Consider the following 24,123-nt stretch of genomic DNA (forward strand, 5'->3'; position numbering starts at 1 on the left):
TCATCCGTTTCCGGCGGCCGGTGCGTCCTGTGGGTATGAAGCGCGAATCCATGCGCCCGGGGGGCTCCGGATCCGACCCGTTCGACGAGTTCGTCGCGGCGCGGTACCAGGCCCTGCTGCGGGGGGCGTACCTGATCACCGGGGATCTCCACGACGCCCGGGACCTGCTGCACGACGCCCTGGCCCGGGTCTACCCGAAGCGGTCGGCGATCAGGGACCCGGGGGCGGCCGAGGGGTACGTCCGCCGGACGATGGTCCGCACCCACGTCTCGCGGTGGCGCCGGACCAGACGCGAGGTGCTGACGTCCGAACCGCCGGACGGTCCGGCGGCCCAGGATGCCGAGCGGGACGGGCAGTTGGCGGCGGCCCTGGCCGCACTGCCGCGGCGGCAGCGGGCGGCGGTGGTGCTGCGCTACTACCTGGACCTGCCGGTCGCGCAGGTGGCGGTGGAGCTGGGGTGCTCGGAGACCACGGCGAAGACCCACCTGGCGCGGGGCATCAAGGCGCTTCGACAGGAACTGGAACCGGCGAGGGAGTTGGTGGGGCGTGCGCGCTGAGGACGAGTTCGAGGAGGAGCTGGCCGTCCGGCTCGGGACGCGCGCGGCGGGGGTCGCGGGCAGCCCGCCGTTGGCCGAGCTGCGCGAGGCCGGGCGCCGACGGGCACGGCGACGGGGGGTCACGCGGGCGGTCACGGCGGTGGCGGTGCTGGCCGTCGGCGCGGGGGTGCTGATCCGGCTGGGCGGCGTGGGGAGTTCGGCCGAAGGGCCGGCGTCGGCGGGCACGGTCGTGCAGCCGACCGTGACCCCGACCCCGACCGGGAAGGCGAGGCAGACGCGGGGGGCGGAGACCGACGAGCGGGTGAAGGGCGTCCTGAGCTGCCGGACCGGGGCGTCCTCGTCGGCGCCGACGTCGCCTCCCCAGGGCCAGGGGGCGCAGCGCGATCTGGAGGAGGCGGGCCGGGCGGCCGAGCAGCTGGCCCGGCGGGACTACGCGGACCACTACTTCGCGACCTGCCGGGACGCGGCCGAGGACACGCTGGTCGTGATGCGCAGCCCCGGCCCGACCGGTCTGGACGCCGCCGTGACGCAGGCCGTGGCCCCATGGCCCGACGTGAAGGTGCGGTTCGTCGCCGCGCCCGCGTACCCCGCGCTGCTGACGCTCGCCCGGGAGATCCGCGCGGAGGCCGGGGACTGGGCGGCGACGAACCACGTGCTCATCGCCTCGGTGGAGATCGCCGTGGACGGCACGGGGGTGGTCGTCCACACCCCGCAGGCGGAGGCCGCCCGGTCCGAACTCGTCAAGCAGTACGGGAACCTGGTCTCGGTCAGCCTCTGAGCCGGATGCGTAGGGCCGGTGCCTCCGGGGGGAGGCACCGGCCCTACGACGTGCCCGCCGTCAGCCGGTGTTGCGCAGGCCGGCGGCGATGCCGTTGACGGTGAGCAGCAGCGCGCGGGCGCGCAGCGGGTCCTCCGGGCGGCCGGTCGCCACCTCCTCGCGCTGGCGGCGCAGCAGCGCGACCTGGAGGTAGGAGATCGGGTCGAGGTAGGCGTCGCGGACGGTGAAGGTCTGCTTCAACACCGGGTTGTGTTCGAGCAGTTCGCTCTCGCCGGTGAGCCGCAGCACCTCGCGCAGGGTGAGGTCGTGCTCGGCGACGATCTGGTCGAAGATGTGCCGCAGCTCGCCGGGCACCAGCTGCTCGACGTAGTGGCGGGCGATCCGCAGGTCGGTCTTGGCCAGCGTCATGGCGACGTTGGACAGGAAGTTGCGGAAGAAGTGCCACTGGCCGTGCATCTCGTCCAGCACGTCGCCGAGGCCGGCCGCGCGGGCGGCGGCGAGGCCGGAGCCGACGCCGTACCAGCCGGGGACGATCTGGCGGGACTGGGTCCAGCCGAACACCCACGGGATGGCGCGCAGGCCGTCCAGGCCGGCGCCGGAGTCGGGGCGGCGGGACGGGCGGGAGCCCAGGTGCAGCGAGGCGAGCTGGTCGACCGGGGTGGAGGCGAAGAAGTACTTCGGCAGGTCCTCCTGGTCGACGAGGGCGCGGTAGGAGGTGTGGGCGGCCTCGGAGACCCGGTCCATCGCGGCGTCCCAGCGGGCCAGTTCCTCGGGGGCCTGGCGCGGGGCGGTGTGCAGCGCGGAGGCGGCGAGGGTGGCGGAGATGGTCAGCTCCAGGTTCTCCCGGGCGAGGGAGGGGAGCAGGTACTTGTCGGAGATGACCTCGCCCTGCTCGGTGACCTTGATCTCGCCCTCCAGGGTGCCCCAGGGCTGGGCCAGGATGGCCTCGTGGGAGGGGCCGCCGCCGCGGCCGACGGTGCCGCCGCGGCCGTGGAACAGGCGCAGCCGGATGCCGTAGCGGTGGGCGACGTCGCGCAGTCGGCGCTGGGCACGGTGGATCTCCCACTGGGAGGTGGTGATGCCGCCGAACTTGGAGGAGTCGGAGTAGCCGAGCATGACCTCCTGGACGTCGCCGCGCAGCGAGACGAGCAGCCGGTAGGAGGGGTCGGACAGCATCTCGTCCATGATGCGGTCGGCCTGCTGGAGTTCGTCGGTGGTCTCCAGCAGCGGCACGATGCCGATCTTGGCGATGCCGGCGTGCAGGTCGATCAGACCGGCCTCGCGGGCCAGCACGGTGGCCGCGAAGACGTCGTCGGCGCCCTGGCACATCGAGATGATGTAGCTCTCGACGATCTCGTCGCCGAAGCGCTCGAAGCCCTGGCGGATGGTGTTGAAGACGCCCAGGGTCTTGGTGCCGGCCTCGTCCAGCGGGGCCGGGGTGGGGGCCAGCGGGCGGCGCGAGCGCAGCTCCTTGGCGAGCAGCTTCTGCCGGTACTCGCGGGGCATGTCGGCGTAGCGCCAGGCCTCCTCGCCGAGGCGGTCGAAGAGCTGGCCGAGTGCGTGGTGGTGGGCCTCGGCGTGCTCGCGCACGTCCATGGTGGCGAGCTGGAGGCCGAAGGCCTCGATGGTGCGGATGGCGCGGGCCAGCCGGCCGTCGGCGATCAGCTCGCCGCGGTGGGCGCGCAGCGAGTCCTGGATCAGCCGCAGGTCGGTGATCAGCTCGCGAGTGCCGACGTAGTCGCGGCCCTCGACGTGCGGGGTGCCGCCGGCCAGGCGCTCGCGGGTGTTCTCCAGCTTGAGCCGGATGCAGGTGGCCTTGAGGCGGTAGGGCTCCTCGGCGTTCATCCGCTTGTAGCGGGGGCTGAGTTCGGGGAGCCGGTGCAGGTCGGTGTTGAGCGAGGCGAGCAGTTCGACCGAGGCGCCGGCCAGCCGCTCGGAGGTGGAGAGGGTGTTGCGCAGGTCGTCGATCGCGGCGAGGGCGTCCTTGATGCCGTACTCGTGCTGGAGGTTGAGGACGTCCCAGGTGACCTGCGGGGTGACGTTGGGGTTGCCGTCGCGGTCGCCGCCGATCCAGGTGCCGAAGGTCAGCGGGCGCACGCCGTCGGGCAGGCCGAGGCCGACCCGGGCGAGCTCCTCGTGCAGCTCCTCCAGTACCTCGGGGACGGCCTCGCGGTAGAGCTCGTCCAGGTAGTAGACGGCGTTGCGGGCCTCGTCGGTGGGCTCGGGGCGGGCGATGCGCAGCTCGTCGGTCTGCCAGAGCAGGTCGATGACCTCGGCGAGGCGGCGGTCGGCGGAGCGCTTGGCGCTGCTGGTGCGGGCCGCGCCGGCGGCGGCCAGGCCGTTGCTGACCTCCTCGCGGTGGATGCGGTCGAGGAGTTCGCCGATCCGGCGCAGCTTGTTGAGCACGCTGCGGCGGGCGGCCTCGGTGGGGTGGGCGGTGAAGACCGGGCGGACCGCGAGGTGGGCCAGGGTGTCCTGGAGGTGCTTGGGGTCGGCCTCGGCGAGCTGGTCGGCGGTCTGGGCCAGCAGTGAGCCCTCGCGGGCGCGGCGGGTGGCGAACTCCCGGCCGCGGTGCACCTGCTCGGTGACGTTGGCGAGGTGGAAGTAGGTGGAGAAGGCGCGGACCAGCTTGGCGGCCGTGTCCAGGTCGATGTCGGAGAGGAGTTCGGCGGTGGCCTCGCCGTCGGTGCGGCTGAGCAGGCGGACCTGTTCGACCAGGCCCAGCAGCTGCGGGCCCTCCTGGCGGACCAGCGTCTCGCCGAGCAGGTCGCCGAGGCGGCGGATGTCCGCGCGCAGGGCGGCATTGTCGGCGACGGCGGTGGGGCTGTCCGCCTGGGCGGGGACCGGAGCGGTCACGGCTGGCTCCCTGAGGTGGTGGGGTTCGGCAACGGCTCATCGTCACAGGTCCACGCGCAGTGTGGCGGGTGTGACGCGTGCGGACCGCGCTGTCCGACGCGACCAGCATAGGTGTCGGGGCCGTCGCTGTCCGCGAGGTGGCCGGATGGCGGACAGGGCCGCCGAAAACCACCTGTGGTCTGGACCACTTGAGGGGGGGTCGGGGGTGTGCCGGGTAATCCGGGTGGGGACGGGGAGGGGTTGCCGCTTAATCTGTCAGGCATGAGCAAGTCGCCTGGGGAGCGCGTGCCGGTCCGGTCGTTCTGGTGGTGGGAGCGGCGGCGCAGCGCCCTCCTCGACATCGGGCTGGCGCTGCTCGCCGCGGTCGAGTGCTCGGCCAGCACGATCGCCTTCCTGTCCGCCCGGATGCACGTGACCGCGCTCGGCGCGATCGGGGTCGCGGTGCTCGGCACACTGGCCGGCGGCTCGCTGGTGGTGCGCCGGCGGTGCCCGGCCGTCCCGGTGGTGGCGACCCTGCTGGTGCTGCCCGGGATGCTGGGCGTGGTGCTGCTGGTGGTGTCGATGTACACGCTGGCGGCGACCTGGGAGTGGCCCTCCCGGCGCCGCCGGGTGGTGGCGCTTTCCGGGCTGGCCTTCGCCGAGGCGAGCGCCGTGATGGCGCTGCAGCTGATGACCCCGGACGACTCGATGGCGGCGGAGCGGCCGCCGCTGTGGGGCCTGGTCGTGCTGTCGCTGATGGTCGCGGTCGGACTGACCGTCGCCCCGGTGGTGACCGGCCTGTACGTGGGGGCGCGGCGGCGGCTGATCGAGTCGCTCAAGGACCGCGCGCACGGCCTGGAGACCGAGCTGGACCTGCTGGCCGAGCAGGCCCAGGAACGTGCCCGCCGGGCCCGGCTGGAGGAGCGCACCCGGATAGCCCGGGAGATGCACGACGTGGTCGCGCACCGGGTCTCGCTGATGGTGGTGCACTCCGGTGCGTTGGAGCGAATAGCCGTCAAGGACCCGGAGAAGGCCGCGCAGAGCGCCAAGCTGATGGGCGAGGTGGGCCGGCAGGCGCTGAACGAGCTGCGCGAGATCCTCGGCGTGCTGCGGATGGACGACGAGCGTCCTCAGGAGCCGGACTCGCTGGTCGGGCTGCCCCGGCTGGTGGACCAGTCCCGGGCGGCCGGGATGGCCGTGACCCTGACGGTCAGCGGCAGCCGGCAGGAGTTCACCGCCGAGGCCGAGCAGACCGCCTACCGGGTCGTCCAGGAGGGGCTGACCAACGCCCACAAGCACGCGGGCGGGGCGCAGGTGTCGGTACTGCTGGCGTACGCGCCGAACGGAGTCCGGGTCAGCGTGGTGAACGCCTGCCCGGGCGGGGAGCGGGGCTCCGCGCAACTGCCCAGCGGGGGCAACGGGCTGGTCGGGATGCGGGAGCGGGTGATCGCGCTGGGCGGCACCTTCTCGTCCGGGCCGGAGGCGGACGGGGGCTTCCGGGTCGAGGCGGTGCTGCCGTCCCGGCTGGCCGTCCGCGGGGACCGGCTCGGCTGAGGCCTTTCCCCGGCGGCCGACCCTCGCGGACCGGCCGACCCTCACGGACCGGCCGCGCTTCCGGACCGGCCGCTAGACGTACTCCCGGCCGTACTCCTCGGCGGTGCGCAGCCGTTCCGGGGCGGTGCCCAGGACCAGGGTGCTGATCGCCTGGTCGATGCCGTGGCCGAGGAACCACTCGCCGGTGTGGTCCAGGCTGTAGACCCGGCCCTCCTCGTCGACGGCCAGCAGCGCCTGCCCGTACGCCTCCTCGCCGAGCGGGGCGAGCCGGCAGCCCAGGGCCCGGCCGAGGTCGAACAGGGTGCGCGGCTGGTGCACGCCGCACATCGGGTCGATCAGGAACGGGGTGCGGGCCAGCTGGCGGCCCGGCCCGGACAGGTCGAAGGCGAGGCCGCCGAACTCGGCCCAGGCCTCCACGGCCGCCGGGAACACCGCGTGCGGCACGCCGTCGGGACCGCCGTGCCCGACCAGGGCGTCGGCCCACTCCTCGGCCTGCCGGATCTGCCATCGGCCGGGGTGCCAGCCGGCCGCCTTGAGCTCGGCGGCGACGTCGGCGGGGAAGCGCGGTCGGGTCCGCCCGGCGGGGCCGGCCGGGGGCGGACCGGCCGGGGGCAGGATGGTCGGGGCGAGGGTGGCCGGCGGGGGCGGGGGCGGGCTGGGCGGATTCAGGGCGTGCTCCGGGGCTCGGGGACAGGGGGCGTACGAGGGGCGGCCGGGTGTGGGCGCCCGGCGTGCGGACGGTTCAGCGCGCGGGCGGCCCGACGGCGACGCTCAGCACTGTGAAGTGCTCCAGCATCGGGCCGCAGGAGCGGCACGGCGGGGCGTGGGTGCCGTGCGCCGGGTCGCCCTCCTCGCGGATCCGGAGCGTCGTCATCCGGGAGCCCTTGAGGGCCTTGCGGGCCTCGTGCAGGCTCATCGGCTTGCGGGCGGCGCGCTTGGAGCGCTTCCCGTCGACCGTGGTCAGGTACTGGGAGAGCAGGACGGCCTCCGGGCAGCGGCCGGTGAACCGTTCGCGGGCCTCGACCGGCAGGGTGTCCAGGAACTCGCCGACCAGCGGGTGCAGGACCGGGCGCCGGTCGTCCTTGTCGCCCGCCAGGGTGTGCACCTCGCCGCCCTTGAGCGACAGCGCGGCGGCGACGGCCGGCAACAGGCTGTCGCGGTGGTGGCGCAGCACGGGCGGGCCCGCCGGCTCACCGGTGGTCATGCGGTGTCCTCCTCCTCGTTCCTGGCGGTCCGGTTCCCGTTGGCTCCGGTCGGTCCCGGGGCAAGCCTGTCATTTGACACCGACAACCGCACAACCGGGGTGCGGCGCGGACCGAACACCCGTGCGGTCGCCGGGGGCCGGGTGCCCGTCCCACCCGAATCCTGGCCGTACCACGGCCGGACCCGCACACCGTCGTCCTGACTTGTCCGCCGATCTACCGAAACCGCCCCCTCCCCCCGGCCCCGCCCGGTACGGTTCCGGCAGCGAGCCGAGGAGGACCCCGGCCCGGCCGCGACCGGCCGGGCCGACTCCGGTGCCCGCACCGGACGTTGAGGCCGCCGGGGCGGGCGCGGGCCCGCCCCGGCGCCGGAGCCAGGGAGGGCCCAGCCGGGCCTTCCATTGAGGGGGCCCGAGCGATGACGTCGAAGCAGTGGGCGGACGGGACGGCCAACCAGGCGCCCGGTGGCCACCTGCCCACCCCGGGCGAGGTGCCCCGGCCGGTGCCGGAACGGCCGGTGGGCATCGCGGTGGTCGGGGCCGGCTACTGGGGGCCGAAGCTGGTCCGCAACGCCCAGCACACCCCGGCGCTGCGGCTGCACTGGCTGTGCGACCTGGACGAGGCCAAGGCCCGTACCGTGCTGGGGGAGTACAGCACCGTCGGGGCGACCGGCCGGTACGAGCGGGTGCTGGCGGACGAACGGGTCGACGCCGTCGCGGTGGCCACCCCGGCGGGCTCCCACTACCCGCTGGTGCTGGCCGCGCTGGAGGCCGGCAAGCACGTGCTGGTGGAGAAGCCGATCACCACCTCCGCCGCCCAGGCCGTCGAACTCGTCGAACTGGCCGAGGCCGCCGGGCTGGTGCTGATGTGCGACCACACCTTCTGCTACACCCCGGTGGTCCGCCGGATCCGCGAGCTGGTGCACGGCGGGGAGATCGGCGACGTCCAGTTCTTCGACTCGGTGCGGATCAACCTCGGCCTGGTCCAGCCGGACGTCGACGTGCTGTGGGACCTCGCCCCGCACGACCTGTCCATCCTGGACTTCGTGCTGCCGCCCGGGGTCGTACCGGTCGGCGTCTCCGCCCAGGGCGCCGACCCGATCGGGGCCGGCCGGGCCTGCGTCGCCTACCTGACGGTGCGGCTCAGCAACGGCGCGCTGGCGCACTGCCACGTCAACTGGCTCTCCCCGACGAAGGTCCGCACCACGCTGATCGGCGGCTCCCGGCGCACTCTGGTCTGGGACGACCTCAACCCGCAGGCCCGGCTGGCCGTGCACGACCGCGGGGTGGACCTCACCCCGCCCGACCAGCTCACCGAGGCCATCCGGCGCCGGGCGCTGATCTCCTACCGGGTCGGCGAGATGGTCGCGCCCGCGCTGGTCGAGCAGGAGGCGCTGCGCAACGTGATGGCCGAGTTCGCGGCCGCCGTCGTCGAGGGCCGGGCCCCGCTCACCGACGGGCGGGCCGGGGTCCGGGTGCTGGAACTGCTGGAGGCGGCCTCGCTGAGCCTCGAACTCGGCGGCGTCACCGTCCCGGTGGGCGCGGGGGAGCGGGAGGCGGTCCGGTGACGGCGCAGATCCCCCTGGTCGACCTGGCGGCCGCGCACGCCGAGGTCGAGGCCGAGGTGCGGGCCGGCTTCGACCGGGTGCTGGCGAGCGGCACCTTCGTCAAGGGCCCCGAAGTGGCCGCCTTCGAGCGGGAGTACGCCGCCTTCGCGGGCGTCCGGCACTGCGTCGGCGCCGCCAACGGCACCGATGCCCTGGAACTCGCCCTGCGCGCCCTCGACCTGCCGCCCGGCGCCGGGGTGGTGCTGCCCGCCAACACCTTCGTCGCCACCGCCGAGGCCGTGCAGCGGGCCGGGCTGCGCCCGGTGCCGGTCGACGTCGACCCCGAGCACCTGCTGATCGACCCGGACCGGGTCGCCGCCGCGCTGCCCGGGGCGGCGGCCCTGCTGCCGGTGCACCTGTTCGGCCAGTGCGCGCCGATGGAGGCGCTGCTGGAACTCGCCGACGGCCGCCCGGTGGTGGAGGACGCCGCGCAGTCCCAGGGTGCCCGGCGGCACGGCCGCGGCCGGTACGGGCGGATCGCGGCGACCAGCTTCTACCCGGGCAAGAACCTCGGCGGCTACGGCGACGCCGGGGCGGTGCTCACCGACGACGACGAACTCGCCGCCGCGGTACGGCTGATCGGCGACCACGGCGCCCGCGACAAGTACCTGCACGAGCGCTTCGGCTTCAACTCCCGGATGGACGCACTGCAAGCCGTCGTCCTGCGGGCCAAACTGCGCCGGCTGCCCGACTGGAACGCCGCCCGCCGCGCCGCCGCGGCCCGCTACGACCGGCTGCTCGACGGCCTCCCGGGCGTCACCCCGCCGGGCACCGCGCCGGGCAACGAACACGTCCGCCACCTCTACCCGGTGCGGATCGCCCGCGGCCGCGACGCCGTGCTCGGCGCGCTGCGCGCCGCCGGTATCGGCGCCGGGGTGCACTACCCCGTCCCGGTGCACCTCCAGCCCGCGTTCCGCCCGCTCGGGTACGGCGCGGGCGCCTTCCCGGTCGCCGAACGGGCGGCCGGCGAACTGCTCAGCCTGCCGCTGCACCCGCACCTCACGGAGGCCCAGCAGGTACGGGTCGTGGAGGTGTTGCGGCGGGCCCTGGGTGCGGGGGGTCGGCCGGGCGGGTGACCCAATAGGCTGGTGCCGAGCAAGCGCACCGAAGAATTTGCAGCAGCCAGTGGGGGCTCCCAGATGACGACAGGTCGGCCCGGCGTCACCGCCGCACCGAACGCGGCGTACGCAGGTCAGGTGGTGCAGTTCCCGGACCCGGTCCGTGCCGAGCGGCACCCGGCCGGGGTCCGGGTGGACGAGGCCGGCTACCCGGACTTCGGTCCGTACGCGGCCGCGGCCGCCGAGGTCGCCGACCCGCCGGAGGGCTTCGGCGTGGACGAACTGCGGCTGACCGACTACGTCTCGGCCAACGCCGCGCTGTTCACCCAGGGCCACCCGCTCTGGGCCGACCTGGAGACCGCCGTGGCCACCCCGCCCGGCTGGACCTGGCACCACGCGGTCGGCCGGGCCGCCCCCGGCTGGCGCCGGATGGAGCTCGTCCCGGTCGAGGTCAAGGCCCTGCTGCGGCACCACGGCGGCCTGGCCACCTCGCCCGCCGACCACACCCGCCGGGGCACCCGCCCGCTGCAGGAGCACCGGCCCGTCCACTTCTCGCTGGCCAAGGACGGCGGCGACCCGATCGGCGTCCCCGAGGACCTGCTCCAGCGCGCCGAGGAGCGCCTCGGCTACCGGCTCCCCGGCGCCTACCGCACCTTCCTCAAGCTGGGCGGCGGCCGCGGCCCGGTCGGGGTCGCGCTGGACACCGAGCTCGGCATGCTGCTCGACCAGCCGTTCCTGACCCTCACCGAGGAGTACGGCACCGAGGACGTCGTCTACGCCAACAAGTGCCTGCGCGACCACCTCACCAAGGACTACCTGGGCATCGCCTACGCGCAGGGCGGCATCATCGCCCTCAAGGTGCGCGGCGACCAGGTCGGCTCGGTCTGGTTCCACCTGTACGACGACGCCCGGGACACCGGCGGGCCGGAGGCTCCGGAGGACCGCTGCGCCCGGCTGCTGCTGCCCTGCGGGGACGACTTCGACGCGTTCCTGCTGCGGCTGGCCGGCAGCCCGCCGGAGCTGGAGACGGTCGCGGAGCTGATGGTGGACGGCGGGTTCGCCCGGGCCGTCCCGGTGGACTGACGTGACCGCGGGAACGGCGTTGAGGGAACGAGTGGGGACGACGGGGACAGGGGTGAACCGGGCGTGGTGACGTACGCGCAGGCGCAGGAACTCGCCGAGGAGTGGATCAACGGCGGGGTGCCGCACGGGCAGCAGCGCGAGGTGCGGGTCCGGGAGTTCGACCTGGGCTTCGTCTGCTGGGCGGTGTCGCCCGCGGACGCGGCGGGCGGGCCCGCCGCCGGTGCCGACGGCGGCGCCGGTGCGGGCGGGGCGCGGCTGGTGATCGCCCGGGACTCGGGCGCCAGCACGCTGTGGCCCGCGCTGCCCGTCAACGAGGTGGTCCGGCAGTTCGAGGAGGTGTACGGGCGGCCGGTCGCGGCCAACCCGGCCGGGGCGGCGAAGCCCGCGCCGGGGCCGGTGGAGGCGACCTCGTTCCTGCTCAGCCCGCCGCAGTGGCTCCAGGAGGCGGGGGCGGCGGCGCTCGCCGCGGAGGCGGAGAAGCTGGGGGGTGCCGCGGCTCCGACCACGGCCCCTGTCGAGGCCCCGGCGCCTGCCCCTGTGCCTGCGCCCGCTGACGTGCCGCCCGCGCCGGTTCCGGTCGCGCCGGTTCCGCCCGCGCCGGTTCCGGTGCCGCCCGGGCCCGCCGTGCTGACCGAGCCGCCGGTCTCCGACCGGCCCGCCGGGGACGCGCCGACCATGCTGGCGCCGCCGCCCGGTGAGGACCCGTTCGCCGCCCCGCTGCCACCGGCCGCGCCGCTGCCGCCGGCCGCCCCGACGCCGCCGGTCGCCCCGGTCGGTGCCGAGGCGGCGACCGTGCTGATGCCCGAGGGCCTGCGCACCTCCGGCTCGGACCTGCCCGAGGCGCCCGCCCCGGCCGGTGCCGAGGCCGCGACCGTGCTGATGCCCCCGGGCAGCGGCGGCTACGGCATGCCGCCGGTCCCGCCGGTCGGTGCCCAGGCTCCGCTTGCTCAGACTCCGCTTGCTCAGACTCCGGGCGCCCAGCCCCCGGCCGCGGCGCCCGTCGCCCCGCCGGCCCCGGCGCCCGCCCCGGCCGCCGAGCCGGCACCGACCCTGCTCGCACCGCCGGACGCCATGCCGGGCCTGATGGGCCTGCCCGGCGCCCCGGCCCCCGCCCCGCAGGGCGCGCCGGTCGAGCAGGCGCCGACCATGCTGGCCTCGTCCGGCGGACTGGCCGGCCTGCCCGGCGCCCCCGGCCCGGCCGCCCCGCCCGCCGCCGCATCCCAGGGCGGTCTCGGCCGCGGCCCGGGTTCGGCCCCGCCGCCGCCCCCGCCGGCCGCGCTGCGTGGTGGTCCGGGCGGCTCGTCCGGTGCCGGTGCCGGTGCGCCCGGTGCGGGCGGGCTGGGTCGCAACTCCGGTTCGGCCCCGCCGCCGCCCCCGCCCGCCGAGCTGCGGCAGACCCCGGGCCAGGGCACGCCCGCCGCCGGACCGGGTGGCCGGTCGGGCGGTTCGACCCCGCCGCCCCCGCCGCCGGCCGGCCTGCGCTCCGGCGACGCCCCGGCTTCCGCGCCGCAGGGCGCGCCCGCCCCGGCCGCCGCCGGGGTGGCGTACGAGGCGACCCAGCTGGCGAGCGCGATCGACCCGGCGCTGCTCGGCGGACCGGCGGACCCGGGCACCCCGCCGTCCGGCGGCCCCGCCGTCCCGCCGCCGCCCGGCGGCCCGGCGGCTCCGGCCGCGCCCGCGGCCGGGTACGGCTACCCGAACGCGGGTGCCGCGCCCGGCGTCGTCCCGCCGACCCCGGTCACCGGCCCGCCGCCGGGCGCGCCGGTGCCGCCCGGGGTGCCCGTGGTGGGCCCGGGCTACTTCGCCGCGCTCAGCTACCGGGGCCCGGACGGCTCGGAGCAGAAGCTGCTGCACCGCAGCGAGCCCGGCACCCCGCACCCGGAGTGGAAGATCCTCCAGGACCTGCGGCGGCTGAACGTGCCGCCGGAGCAGGTGCTGGAGCTCTACACCGAGCTGGAGTCGTGTGATCTGCCCGGCGGCTACTGCAACCGCATGATCGCGGCCTCCTGGCCGAACGTGCGGCTGACCCACACCGCCCCGTACGGCCGCGACCACGCCTCCCGGCAGGCCGGGATGGCCGAGCTGCTGGACCACCTGGACGAGCTGCACCAGCTGGCCTCCGGGGCCCAGCGGGTCCGCCCGTTCCGGGTGCCGCTGCCCGCGCCGGGGACGGTCCAGACGCTGCCCCCGCTGCCGCCCCAGCAGCTCGCCCAGGAGCTCGGGACGGCCTTCGGACAGAACCTGTTCCGCTACGAGCAGCGTGCCGTCTCCCGCCAGGGCGTGCCGGAGCCGGTGTCGCAGACGCTGATGTGGGCCGGGCTGCCGCGCGACTTCGGGCCGTTCTTCTGGGCCCAGGCGCAGGAGGGCCGGCCGATCCCGACGCTGGCCGAGCTGGCCGCCGAGCGCGGTCTGCCGGCGGCGGCGGACTTCGGCGGCTACCTGGTGCTCGGCAACGACTACGGCCGTCAGCTGTGCGTCCAGTACGGCACCGCGAACGTGGTCGCCGTGGACGTCGACGGAACCGGCCAGCCGCCGCGCTTCGTCAACAGCGGTGTACCGGAGTTCGTCCGCGCGCTGGCCCTGCTGGGCCGGATGTGGCGGCTGCGGTACGGGCTGACGCCGGAGCAGGCCGGTCGCTGGACGACCGACTTCCAGGCCCAGCTCGCCGCGATCGACCCGGCGGCCCTGCAGACCACGGACACCTGGTGGGCCGTGCTGTTGGAGCAGTTCTGGGACGGTCTGCTGTAGCGGACCGTCGCGGATCCCCGCAGGTGGGAGGGGTCGTTCCGGTGTCCGGAACGACCCCTTCGGCGTGCCCCGGCAGCTGTGCCTCGTTGGGGTTTCGTCCGGATCTGCGCAAAATAGGTCAAGAGGATGGGTCTATTCGTCCCGTCCTCGACGCATTCCGGTCCGCACGACGACCGGATTCGGCCCCGGTGTCCCAACCGGTTCCGGATCCGCCCAGTCCGTCCGATCATGGGCTCCGCAGCCCGCGAAACGAGGGGAAGAGCCCATGAGCGACGCCGTCCCCCAGTACGGCTTCACCCAGGCCCGGCGCGGCTACGCGCCCGAGCAGGTCGACCGGGCGCTCGTCGCCCTGACCGCGCAACGCGACGAGGCCTGGGAACGGCTGAGCGTCCTGGGTGCCGGGATCCGGCAGATGGAGACCAGACTGGACGCCATCCGCCAGGCCGCCGAGGAGGCCCCGGAACCGGACTACCAGGTGCTCAGCGAGCAGGCCGCCGGACTGGCCGAGATGGCCCGGAACGAGGCCCGCGCCGTGAAGGAGAGGGCCGAGCGCTTCGCCGAGGACCTGCGGGACGAGGTGTACGAGGCGGGGCAGGAGGCCGAGCGGGCCGCCAAGGAGTACGCCGTCGCCACCCGCGCCGAGGCCGACGCCGCCGCCCGCCGCACCGACGAGCGCACCCGCGCCGAGGCCGAGGGCATCCGGGCCGAGGCCGACCGGGAGAGCCGGGCGGCCCGGGATGCCGCCACCGCCTACGCCGCCAAGGTCCGGGTGGCCGCCGCCGAGGCCGAGGAGCACGCCGAGGCCGAGCTGGCCGCCAAGCGCCGCAAGGCCGACGAGGCCTTCGCCGAGGCCCAGGCCAAGGCCGACGCCGAGGACGCGGACGTCTCGGCGACCGCCGAGCGCCGGGTCAAGGAGGCCGAGCAGCACCGGGAGACGGTGCTGAACCGGATCAAGCAGCTGGAGACCGACGCCCAGGCCAAGGCCGACCAGCTGGTCGAGCAGGCGCGCCGGGAGGCCGAGAGGATCAACGCGGAGAGCGAGCGCGAGCAGCGCGAGTTCGACGCCCGGCTGGAGACGGTGCAGCAGCACCTGGACCACATCAAGGCCACCCTGGCCTCGCTCACCGGCGCGGCGGTCGGCCAGATCGAGCCCGAGCGGCTGGTCGCGGCCGCCGCCGGGGCCGCGGCGGCCGGTCCGGCGGACGCGGTGGTGGACGCGGTGGTGGACGCGGTGCCGGATGAGGCGCCGGTCGACCCGGAGGCGGACACCGGGGAGGTCCCGCTGCCGAACCTGCGCAAGACCGCGGCGCCGGCCGGCGCCCCGGGCGTGGCGGCCGCCGCTGCTCCGGTCGCTGCCCCGGTCGACGGCCCGACCGATGTCCCGGTCGACGCCCCGGCGGACGGTCCGGCTGTCGCCGAGCCCGGCGCGACGGCCGGGGCGACGGCGGTGCTGCGCCAGCCGGTGGTCGGTGGTGCCGTGGCCGGTTCCCGGGCCGTCGGCGGCAGGACCGCGGAGGCCAGGGGCGCCGTCGGCGACGCCGACCCGGTGCTGACCGGTCCGGTCGCCCCGGCCGCGGTGCCGCCGAAGCCGGCCGCGCCGCCCGTGCCGGTGGCCGGGCGGGACGGCGCGGTGGCTGCGGCCGGTGCGGGCGCTGCGGAAGGCGCGGCCGGTGCGGACGGCGCCGAGGAGACCCGGATCATCCCGAAGATCATCATCGTGGACGACGGCGTCGGCTACGCGCCCCCGAACACGGTGTCCTACCGCCGCCGGTAGCCGTCAGCCGCCGGTCTCACCCGCGATCAGGCCGGTGAGCTTCGCGTCCTGGGCCCTGACCGCCTCCTGCTGGGCGGTCAGGGCCTGCGCGTTGCGGTCGATCAGCTGGCGCTGGTAACCGGCCAGCACGGCGAACCAGAGGCCGGCCAGCTCGGACCGGGCGGTGCAGTCGGCGTCCGCGCGGGCGGCGGCCAGCTCGGCCGGGGTGGCCTCCGGCGTGGTCCGGTACTGGTGCGACAACTCCTCCGGGGTGGTGGCCGCGAATCCGGCGGCCGTCATGCAGGCGGTCCACCGCCCGGTGGCCGCCACCACCCGGGCGTCCTTGGCGGTGGCCTTCGTCGACTCGTCGAACAGCCGGTCGACCAGCCGGCTGCCCGCGGCGGGCGGCGAGCCGATCCGCTCGGCGGCCTGCCGGTCGCAGTCCACCCGGGCGCCGTCGTAGGCCTCCCCGGCGCCGGCCGGGGCGGGGTCGGGCCGGGGGGCCGTCCGCTTCGGCGGGTGGAAGCCCAGGGTCGCGGCGGCCTGGGTGCCGAGGTAGCCCCAGGGGCCGGCCGGCAGCGCGGTCGCGTTGTCCGGCGGCTGCGCGGCCTGCAGTCCGTCCCCGGTGAACGCGGAGAAACCGGCCCGGTGCATGCATGCGACGATCAGCGCGTTCCGGGCCCGGATCTCCTTGACCGAGGACCGGTCGTCGGCCTGATAAGCGGAGAGCGGAAGTCCGGTCAATCCACCCCGACCGGATTCCGGGGCGGCCGTGGAACCGAGTTCCGGCGGAGTCGGCGCGGATTCCGCGGAGTCCTTCCCGGAGTTGCCCGAACAACCCGCGGACAATACCGACAGAACGGCCGCGAGAGTGAGGGCGGTGAATCGTCCGAATTGGGCGGGACGTGCCAAGCTTCTGCTCCGATCCTCAAGCGCGGCAAGCGTGTTGGGACCATAGCTCATTTCGTCCGGGTACGTTCCCCGGGCGCCGGGCGAAGACCGGCTTGGCCGGAAAACAGCTGTGCCGTGCAGGCCCGCCATGCAAATCTCGGGAACCCAGCCGCTATCGATGGAGGGGTTACATGATTCGCCGCACTAATCCCCGATCCGAGTTCCGGAACAGAAACGGCAAGGCCCGGCGCACGGGTGTTCTGGTGGTTCTGGCCGCCGCTGCCGCGACCCTGCTGCCGGTGACCGCGGCCCGGGCCGTCGAGCGGGTCGACTGCGGGAACCGGGACGATTTCGCGAAGGTCTGGAACTACGGCTACAGCGGGCAGCTCTGCTTCGCGAACGACGGCTGGATGTCGCTGCGCGTCTACAACGTGGACCGGATCGACGCGGGCAACAACAAGGTCATCACCTACCTGGGCGGCGGGCTCGGCTCCTGGACCGTCTTCACCTGGGAGCGCTACGACTTCAACGCCAGCCAGGGGCACCAGGTGATGATGTACGACATCAACCTGTCCCGCTGGTAGGCCCGGGCGCCGGCTCCGGGCGGGTGCGGACGTCCGGGGCGGCGGAGCGCCGGGGCGCGAAAGCGAAGAGGCCGAGACCCGTGGCGCCCTCCAGGAAAGGGCGCCACGGTTCCCGGCGCTTGGGCGGGCGCCCCCACCCAGGGTCGCCCGGCCTCGCACCTCCGACCCCCATCGGGGGTGCGACAGTGCCGCCACAGCCATCCCCCACGGTTGGGTGCGGCGGGCACATTCACCATGGTGCGCGATCTCCATGGACGGCCAGTGACAGGAGTATGTCCAGTTCGTGGCGGATGCGGAGCCCGGTCCGGACCGCTGACCGACCGGCCCGTCCACCGGCCGGTCCGGTGTTCCGTCCAGTGGTTCGTCCGCGCTCGTGCTCCTGACAGTGCGACGCGTGCGGCCGCCGGTTCGTCCCCGCGCGGTCCGTCGCCCGCGCGGCGCGGCCCCGCCCGGCTCGTACGCCGCGTGCCCGTCCGTGCCGCGGCGTAGGCTGGAGACCCCCGGCCGCTCGGCGCGCCGGGCCGTTCGCGTTGCCCCGGCGGGCTGCCCGCCGCCCGGAGGCAGCACCAGCCACGGCACGAAGAAGAGACCCCAGATGAGTCTGACCGGACTGCTCGATGTCGTCGCGCGGGACGCGGCGCTCTCCGAGGCCATCGAGGCGGCCACCGCCACCGGAGCCGCGGCCGGCGGCCGCCGCCACCTGGACCTGGTCGGACCGCCCGCCGCCCGGCCGTTCGCCGTCGCCGCGCTGGCCCGCGCGCTGGCCGGCCGGGCGGCCGGCGAGCGGGGCCGCCCGGTGCTGGCCGTCACCGCGACCGGCCGGGAGGCCGAGGACCTGGCCGCCTCGCTGCGCTCGCTGCTGCCCGCCGACGCGGTCGCCGAGTACCCCGCCTGGGAGACCCTGCCGCACGAGCGGCTGTCGCCCCGCTCGGACACCGTCGGCCGCCGACTGGCCGTGCTGCGCCGGATCGTGCACCCGCGGGCGGACGACCCGGCGGCCGGGCCGGTGCAGGTGATCGTCGCCCCGGTCCGTTCGGTGCTGCAGCCGCAGGTGAAGGGGCTGGCCGAGCTGGAGCCGGTGGCCGTCCAGCGCGGTGAGTCGCACGACCTGGAGGAGGTGGCCCGGCGGCTCGCCGCGGCCGCCTACGCGCGGGTCGAACTGGTCGAGAAGCGCGGCGAGTTCGCCGTCCGCGGCGGCATCCTGGACGTCTTCCCGCCGACCGAGGAGCACCCCCTGCGGGTGGAGTTCTGGGGCGACGACGTCGAGGAGATCCGCTACTTCAAGGTCGCCGACCAGCGCTCGCTGGAGATCGCCGAGCACGGACTGTGGGCGCCGCCCTGCCGGGAGCTGCTGCTGACCGACGCGGTGCGCGCCCGGGCCGCCGAACTGGCCGTCCAGCAGCCCGGATTGGCCGAGATCCTGGACAAGATCGCGGAGGGCATCGCGGTCGAGGGCATGGAGTCGCTGGCCCCCGTGCTGGTGGACGACATGGAGCTGCTGCTCGACGTGCTGCCGCTCGGCTCGGTCGCCGTGGTCTGCGACCCGGAGCGGGTCCGGACCAGGGCCGCCGACCTGGTGGCCACCAGTCAGGAGTTCCTCCAGGCCTCCTGGGTGGCCGCGGCGGCCGGCGGCGACCGGCCGATCGACCTGGAGACCATCGACGTCTCCGCCGCCTCGCTGCGCTCGCTCGCCGAGGTGCGCGAGCACGCGGACGAGATCGGGCTGCCCTGGTGGTCCGTCAGCCCGTTCGCGACCAGCGAGTCGACGGTCGACGGCATCCTCGCCCGCGACGGCGTCGCCGACTGGCACGGCGACGTCAACACGCTGACCCTCGGCATGCACGCCGTCGAGGCCTACCGGGGCGACACCGCCCGGGCGATCGCCGACGCCAAGGAGCGGCTGGCCGCCGACTGGCGGGTCGTCATGGTGACGGAGGGCCACGGCCCCGCCTCCCGTCTGGCCGAGGTGCTCGGCAACGAGGGCATCCCCGCCCGACTGGTCGCCGACCTCGCCGAGGCGCCCACCCGGGACGTCGTCTACGTCTCCTGCGGCTCCATCGAGCACGGCTTCGTCGACGAGGACCTGAAGCTCACCGTCATCACCGAGACCGACCTGTCCGGGCAGAAGTCCTCCACCAAGGACATGCGCCGGATGCCGTCCCGGCGCCGCAACGCGATCGACCCGCTGGCCCTGGCGGCCGGCGACTACGTCGTGCACGAGGCGCACGGCGTCGGCCGGTACGTCGAGATGGTGCAGCGCACCGTCCAGGGCGCCACCCGCGAGTACCTGGTGCTGGAGTACGCCCCCGCCAAGCGCGGCCACCCCGGCGACCGGCTGTTCGTGCCGACCGACCAGCTCGACCAGGTCACCAAGTACGTCGGCGGCGAGGCCCCGACGCTGCACCGGCTCGGCGGCGCGGACTGGGCGAAGACCAAGCAGCGGGCCAAGAAGGCGGTCAAGGAGATCGCCGCCGACCTGATCAAGCTGTACTCGGCGCGGATGGCCGCGCCCGGCCACACCTTCGGCCCGGACACCCCGTGGCAGCGCGAGCTGGAGGACGCCTTCCCGTACGCGGAGACGCCGGATCAGCTGACCACCATCGCCGAGGTCAAGTCGGACATGGAGAAGTCCGTCCCGATGGACCGGCTGATCTGCGGCGACGTCGGCTACGGCAAGACCGAGATCGCGGTGCGGGCCGCGTTCAAGGCGGTGCAGGACGGTAAGCAGGTCGCGGTGCTGGTGCCGACCACCCTGCTGGTGCAGCAGCACTTCTCCACCTTCGCCGAGCGGTACGCCAACTTCCCGGTCACCGTGAAGGCGCTGTCCCGCTTCCAGACCGACAGCGAGGCCAAGGCCGTCCTGGAGGGGCTGTTCGAGGGCTCGGTGGACGTCGTCATCGGCACCCACCGGCTGTTCTCCTCCGAGACCAGGTTCAAGGACCTCGGCCTGGTCATCGTCGACGAGGAGCAGCGCTTCGGCGTCGAGCACAAGGAGCAGCTCAAGAAGCTGCGCGCCAACGTGGACGTGCTCACCATGTCCGCGACGCCGATCCCGCGCACCCTGGAGATGGCCGTCACCGGCATCCGCGAGATGTCCACCATCACCACCCCGCCGGAGGAGCGGCACCCGGTGCTGACCTTCGTCGGGCCGTACGACGAGAAGCAGATCTCGGCCGCGATCCGGCGCGAACTCCTGCGCGAGGGCCAGGTGTTCTACATCCACAACCGGGTCGAGTCGATCGACAAGGCGGCCGCCCGGCTGAAGGACCTGGTGCCCGAGGCGCGGATCGCCACCGCGCACGGGCAGATGGGGGAGACCCAGCTGGAGAAGGTCGTCGTCGACTTCTGGGAGAAGGAGTTCGACGTCCTGGTGTCGACCACGATCGTGGAGTCCGGCATCGACATCTCCAACGCCAACACCCTGATCGTCGAGCGCGGCGACACCTTCGGCCTCTCCCAGCTGCACCAGCTGCGCGGCCGGGTCGGGCGAGGGCGCGAGCGCGGCTACGCGTACATGCTGTACCCGCCGGAGAAGCCGCTCACCGAGACGGCCCACGAGCGGCTGGCCACCATCGCCCAGCACACCGAGATGGGCGCCGGCATGTACGTCGCCATGAAGGACCTGGAGATCCGCGGCGCCGGCAACCTGCTCGGCGGCGAGCAGTCCGGGCACATCGCGGGCGTCGGCTTCGACCTCTACATGCGGATGGTCGGCGAGGCGGTGGCCGAGTTCCGCGAGTCGCTGGCGAACGGCGGCGAGCCGGAGGAGGAGCCGCTGGAGGTGAAGATCGAGCTGCCGGTCGACGCCCATGTGCCGCACGACTACGCGCCCGGCGAGCGGCTGCGGCTGCAGGCCTACCGCTCGATCGCGGCGGTCAACTCGGAGGAGGACATCCAGCAGGTTCGGGACGAGCTGGTGGACCGCTACGGGAAGCTGCCCGAGCCGGTGGAGAACCTGCTGATGGTCGCCGGGCTGCGGCTGTTCGCCCGCCGCTGCGGGATCTCGGACATCACCCTGCAGGGCTCGAACGTCCGCTTCGGCCCGGTGGAGCTGCGGGAGTCCCAGCAACTGCGGCTGAACCGGCTCTACCCGCGCAGCCAGGTCAAGGCGGCGGCCCAGCAGCTGCTGGTGCCGCGGCCGAGCACCGGCCGGATCGGCGGCAAGCCGCTCGTCGGGCGGGAGCTGCTCGGCTGGTGCACCGAGTTCCTGTCGGCGATGTTCGACGACCTGGCGGGGGCGAAGAAGTAGCACCTGCCGGTCGGCCGACGGTCTGCGTCGGCGGGCGTTCACGCCGGCGGTGGTTCACGCCGGCGGTGGTTCACGGCGGTCTCGGGCTCTGCCCGGGGCCGCCGTTCTGCTTGTACCCGGTGCGCCTCGTACCCGGTGCGCCCGGGGTCAGCCGATCTTCCACTGGCCGGTCTGCGGGGCGAAGCCGTTGTCCAGGGCGAACTGGACCTTGTCGAGCTTGGTTCCGTCCGGGACCTCGAAGGTGACGAAGCCCTTGCCGGTCTCGCCGGGGGCGATGCTGGTGGGGGTCTGGAAGGCCGGGCCGGCCTTGGTGTCCTCCAGGTTCGGGCCGTAGGCCTGGCCCTGGGTGTCCACGACCTTGGCGCTGCTGGCCGGGACCTCGCCGTACGCCTGGGCGCCGGTGGCCTTGATCTGGAACTGCACCGCCACGTAGTGCTTGCCGTCGGCCGGCTTGAGGTACTCGCTGGCGCTCTCGGCCGGGTCGACCACCTTCACCGCGGTGACGTCGGCGGTGTTGCCCTTGTCCGTGCCCTTGAGCGCGATGGTGTCGCCGATCCCGGCCGGGGCCTTGGGGGCGTCGGCGGCCTTGGCGGGCCCCGTGGTGGCGGCCGCGGTCTGCTTCGCCTCGGTCGAGACGGAGGCACCGCCGGTGGAGTTGCAGGCGGTAGCGGTGAGGGCGACCAGCGCTGCGCCCAGGAGCAGGGCGGCGGTGCGGCGGGTGGTGGTGCGGCGGGCGGTGGCGGACATGGCTGTTCTCCCGTGATCGGTGGTCTTCCTGGGCGTCGCCCCCGTCCGGTGGCGACGAAGAGATCACACCATTAGGGCGTGAACCATGTCAACGACATTTCACAAAAGAGCTCTGTTCACATGTGAACTCCGAGCAGGGTCATCCTCGCTATGCTGTGCGGTCACAGCCCCACCGAAGGAGCCCTCCCGTGCCGGACCGCCCCGAAGTGACCGCCGTCGAGATCGCCCGGCTGGCCGGCGTCGGCCGGGCCGCGGTCAGCAACTGGCGCCGCCGCCACCCCGACTTCCCCCGCCCGGTCGGCGGCACCGACGCCAGCCCGACCTTCGCCCTCGACGAGGTCGGGTCCTGGCTGCGCGCCCAGGGCAAGATCGCCGAACTCCCGCCGCTGGAGCGGGTCTGGCAGCTCGTCGACACCCTGCGCGACCCGGCCGGCCACCCCGCCGCCCCGCTGGTCGAGGCCGGCGCCGTCCTCCTGCTGCTGCACCGCGCCCCCGGGCACTGGGCCGACCTCGCAGACCAGCCCGACAGCCGGCTCGCCACCGCGCTGCCCCGCGCCGTCGCCGACGCAGCCGTCCAGGCCTTCGGCCCGGACGGCCCGCGCGAGCTGCGGCTGCCCGTCCTGCTCGGCAGCACCCAGCTGGACCTCGCCCGACTGCTCGCCGCGCTCGCGGCCGAGTCCGGGCCGACGGGCGCGTACGAGCAGCTGCTCACCCGGCACGCCGAGGCCAACGCCCGCCAGCTCAGCCCGACCCCGCCGGAGGCCGCCGAACTGCTCGCCGCCGTCGCCGGAGTCCCCGCCACCGTGCTGGACCCGGCCGTCGGCCTCGGCGCCGTGCTGCTCGCCCACCCGCCGACCACCGGCCGCTACGGCCAGGACGCGGACCCGGTCGCGGCCGCCCTCGCCCGACTCCGGCTCGCCCTGCACACCCCCGCCGACGAGCCCGGTCCGCTCCCGCTGGACCTGCGCAGCGGCGACGCCCTGCGCGCCGACGGCTACCCCGGGGACACCTTCGACGCGGTGCTCTGCCAGCCCCCGTACAACGAACGCGACTGGGGCCACGACGAGTTGCAGTTCGACACCCGCTGGCCCGGCGGCCTCGTCCCGCCGCGCGGCGAGTCCGAACTCGCCTGGGTGCTGCACTGCCTGGCCCACACCCGCCCCGGCGGCCTCGCCGCCCTGCTCCTCCCACCGACCGTCGCCTCCCGCCGGGCCGGCCGCCGGATCCGGGCCGAGCTGCTCCGCACCGGCGCCCTGCGCGCCGTCATCGCCCTGCCCGCCGGGGCCGCCCCGCCGTACGGCGTCCCGCTGCACCTGTGGGTGCTGCGCGCCCCCAGGCCGGGCGACGACTTCCGGCAGGTCCTGCTGGTCGACGCCGGGGCGGCGCCGGGTGGGGCGTCCGGTGGGGCGCCGGGCCCGGCGGCCGCGGAGGGCGGCCGGGGCAAGGTGGACTGGCCCGAGCTGCGCCGGACCGTCCTGGACTCCTGGCGCGGGTTCGACCTCGCCGCCCGGGAGGGCCTGCCCGTCCCCGCCGACCGGGCCGGCGTCCACCGGACCATGGCCGCCATCGACCTGCTGGACGACGAGACCGACCTCTCCCCGGCCCGGCACGTCCCGCCTGCCGTCCGGCTCGGCGGGCCGGCCGAACTCTCCCACCTCGGTGCCCGGTTGGCCGAGCTGTTGGCCGAGCTGGCCGACCCGATCACGCTGCTCCCGGGGCCCGGCGGGCAGGCGGCCGCCGACGCGGCGCCGGCCGGCCTGGTCACCGTGGGCGAGCTGGTCCGCGGCGGCGCGCTGGAGGTGTACTCCTCCGGCACCGGCGCCGCCACCCGTCCGGCGGGCGGCGCCCCGGGGGGCGTTCCGGTGATCACCGACCAGGACCTCGCCACCGGGGCCCGGCCCGGTGCCGTCCTCGCCACGACCTCCGGAGCCGGGGGAGCCGTGGCCACCGGGGCGGCGGGGGAGGTCCGGACCAGGCCGGGCGACGTCCTGGTCCCCGCCCTCGGCGGTGGCGCCGCCCTGGTCGTCCCCGCCGAAGGCCCGCTGGTCGGCGCGGCCCTCGGCCGCCAGCTCCACCTGCTGCGGCCCGACCCGGCCGCGCTCGACCCGGAGTTCCTGGCCGGCCAGTTCCGCTCCACCGCGGGCACCCGGCGTGCCGCCAGCCACGCCACCACCACCGCCCGCCTCGACATCCGCCGCGTCGAACTGCCCCGCCTCCCGCTCCCCGCCCAACAGCGCCTGGGTGCGGCCTTCGCCCGCCTCGCCGCCTTCGACACCGCCCTCACCCGGGCCGCCGCCCTCGGCCACACCCTCGCCCGGGCCGCGACGGACGCGCTGGCGACGGGCGCCATGGCGCCGCCGGAGGACTGACACCGGTTCAGTACCGCTCCGGCATCGGCCCGGTGTCGGAGCGGCACCGAGCGGACCGAAGGACTCCGAGGCCGCCAGGCCGGGCGGTACGGTGTGCTGGGCCGTCCGC

Annotated in this window: 16 protein-coding genes; 11 read left to right on the forward strand and 5 right to left on the reverse strand. The window is 75.2% G+C overall.

Annotated features, from left to right (window positions below; translation table 11 throughout):
* The first annotated feature begins 35 nt into the window (after nucleotides 1-35).
* Nucleotides 36-557: a SigE family RNA polymerase sigma factor gene (locus ABTY61_RS34400; protein WP_350509089.1), complete on the forward strand. Its 522-nt coding sequence runs from the start codon at nucleotides 36-38 to the stop codon at nucleotides 555-557.
* The gene (locus ABTY61_RS34405; RefSeq protein ID WP_350509090.1) at nucleotides 547-1,335 is read left to right on the forward strand and encodes a hypothetical protein; all 789 of its coding nucleotides are present in this window, start codon (nucleotides 547-549) and stop codon (nucleotides 1,333-1,335) included. The genes ABTY61_RS34400 and ABTY61_RS34405 overlap by 11 nt, the downstream gene beginning before the upstream one ends.
* Before the next feature lie 60 nt (nucleotides 1,336-1,395).
* Here the strand turns inward: ABTY61_RS34405 and ppc are convergent, their stop codons facing one another.
* Nucleotides 1,396-4,191 carry a phosphoenolpyruvate carboxylase gene (gene ppc / locus ABTY61_RS34410; RefSeq protein WP_350509091.1) on the reverse strand — a complete coding sequence of 932 codons (2,796 nt, stop codon included), beginning with the start codon at nucleotides 4,189-4,191 and terminating at the stop codon, nucleotides 1,396-1,398.
* Between the two features lie 261 nt (nucleotides 4,192-4,452).
* Between ppc and ABTY61_RS34415 the strand changes: the two genes are divergently transcribed.
* Nucleotides 4,453-5,724, forward strand: a complete 1,272-nt coding sequence (locus ABTY61_RS34415; protein ID WP_350509092.1) for a sensor histidine kinase — start codon at nucleotides 4,453-4,455, stop codon at nucleotides 5,722-5,724.
* 72 nt (nucleotides 5,725-5,796) lie between these two features.
* On the opposite strand, the gene ABTY61_RS34420 is transcribed toward ABTY61_RS34415, so the two are convergent.
* Together ABTY61_RS34420 and ABTY61_RS34425 are read right to left on the reverse strand one after the other, a co-directional pair.
* Nucleotides 5,797-6,339: an SUKH-3 domain-containing protein gene (locus tag ABTY61_RS34420; protein WP_350509116.1), complete on the reverse strand. Its 543-nt coding sequence runs from the start codon at nucleotides 6,337-6,339 to the stop codon at nucleotides 5,797-5,799.
* Nucleotides 6,340-6,466: 127 nt separating this feature from the next.
* Entirely contained in the window at nucleotides 6,467-6,928 is a 462-nt protein-coding gene (locus ABTY61_RS34425; RefSeq protein WP_350509093.1) for a YwqJ-related putative deaminase, read from the reverse strand.
* Between the two features lie 416 nt (nucleotides 6,929-7,344).
* Between ABTY61_RS34425 and ABTY61_RS34430 the strand changes: the two genes are divergently transcribed.
* From ABTY61_RS34430 to ABTY61_RS34450, 5 genes are all read left to right on the forward strand, one after another.
* Complete coding sequence (locus ABTY61_RS34430) at nucleotides 7,345-8,493, forward strand: Gfo/Idh/MocA family protein (protein ID WP_350509094.1); 1,149 nt, start codon at nucleotides 7,345-7,347, stop codon at nucleotides 8,491-8,493.
* The gene (locus ABTY61_RS34435) at nucleotides 8,490-9,608 is read left to right on the forward strand and encodes a DegT/DnrJ/EryC1/StrS family aminotransferase (protein WP_350509095.1); all 1,119 of its coding nucleotides are present in this window, start codon (nucleotides 8,490-8,492) and stop codon (nucleotides 9,606-9,608) included. Before ABTY61_RS34430 ends, ABTY61_RS34435 begins: the two co-directional genes overlap by 4 nt.
* Nucleotides 9,609-9,671: 63 nt before the next feature.
* Nucleotides 9,672-10,673 carry an HNH endonuclease gene (locus tag ABTY61_RS34440; RefSeq protein ID WP_350509096.1) on the forward strand — a complete coding sequence of 334 codons (1,002 nt, stop codon included), beginning with the start codon at nucleotides 9,672-9,674 and terminating at the stop codon, nucleotides 10,671-10,673.
* A 63-nt stretch (nucleotides 10,674-10,736) separates the two neighbouring features.
* Nucleotides 10,737-13,421, forward strand: a complete 2,685-nt coding sequence (locus tag ABTY61_RS34445; protein ID WP_350509097.1) for an SUKH-4 family immunity protein — start codon at nucleotides 10,737-10,739, stop codon at nucleotides 13,419-13,421.
* A gap of 265 nt (nucleotides 13,422-13,686) precedes the next feature.
* Nucleotides 13,687-15,195: a coiled-coil domain-containing protein gene (locus ABTY61_RS34450; protein ID WP_350509098.1), complete on the forward strand. Its 1,509-nt coding sequence runs from the start codon at nucleotides 13,687-13,689 to the stop codon at nucleotides 15,193-15,195.
* Nucleotides 15,196-15,198: 3 nt separating this feature from the next.
* On the opposite strand, the gene ABTY61_RS34455 is transcribed toward ABTY61_RS34450, so the two are convergent.
* Nucleotides 15,199-15,918 carry a hypothetical protein gene (locus ABTY61_RS34455; protein WP_350509099.1) on the reverse strand — a complete coding sequence of 240 codons (720 nt, stop codon included), beginning with the start codon at nucleotides 15,916-15,918 and terminating at the stop codon, nucleotides 15,199-15,201.
* A 410-nt stretch (nucleotides 15,919-16,328) separates the two neighbouring features.
* Between ABTY61_RS34455 and ABTY61_RS34460 the strand changes: the two genes are divergently transcribed.
* Entirely contained in the window at nucleotides 16,329-16,649 is a 321-nt protein-coding gene (locus tag ABTY61_RS34460) for a beta/gamma crystallin domain-containing protein (protein ID WP_350509100.1), read from the forward strand.
* Between the two features lie 595 nt (nucleotides 16,650-17,244).
* Complete coding sequence (gene mfd / locus ABTY61_RS34465; protein WP_350509101.1) at nucleotides 17,245-20,898, forward strand: transcription-repair coupling factor; 3,654 nt, start codon at nucleotides 17,245-17,247, stop codon at nucleotides 20,896-20,898.
* A 147-nt stretch (nucleotides 20,899-21,045) separates the two neighbouring features.
* Here the strand turns inward: mfd and ABTY61_RS34470 are convergent, their stop codons facing one another.
* Nucleotides 21,046-21,645: a DUF4352 domain-containing protein gene (locus tag ABTY61_RS34470; protein WP_350509102.1), complete on the reverse strand. Its 600-nt coding sequence runs from the start codon at nucleotides 21,643-21,645 to the stop codon at nucleotides 21,046-21,048.
* Nucleotides 21,646-21,833: 188 nt separating this feature from the next.
* Here ABTY61_RS34470 and ABTY61_RS34475 point away from each other — a divergent pair, with 188 nt between their 5' ends.
* Nucleotides 21,834-24,014 (forward strand): N-6 DNA methylase, encoded by a 2,181-nt coding sequence (locus tag ABTY61_RS34475; RefSeq protein ID WP_350509103.1) that lies wholly within the window; start codon nucleotides 21,834-21,836, stop codon nucleotides 24,012-24,014.
* The last annotated feature ends 109 nt before the right edge of the window (nucleotides 24,015-24,123 follow it).

Source organism: Kitasatospora sp. NPDC096128, from assembly GCF_040303105.1.
Classification (GTDB): Bacteria; Actinomycetota; Actinomycetes; order Streptomycetales; family Streptomycetaceae; genus Kitasatospora.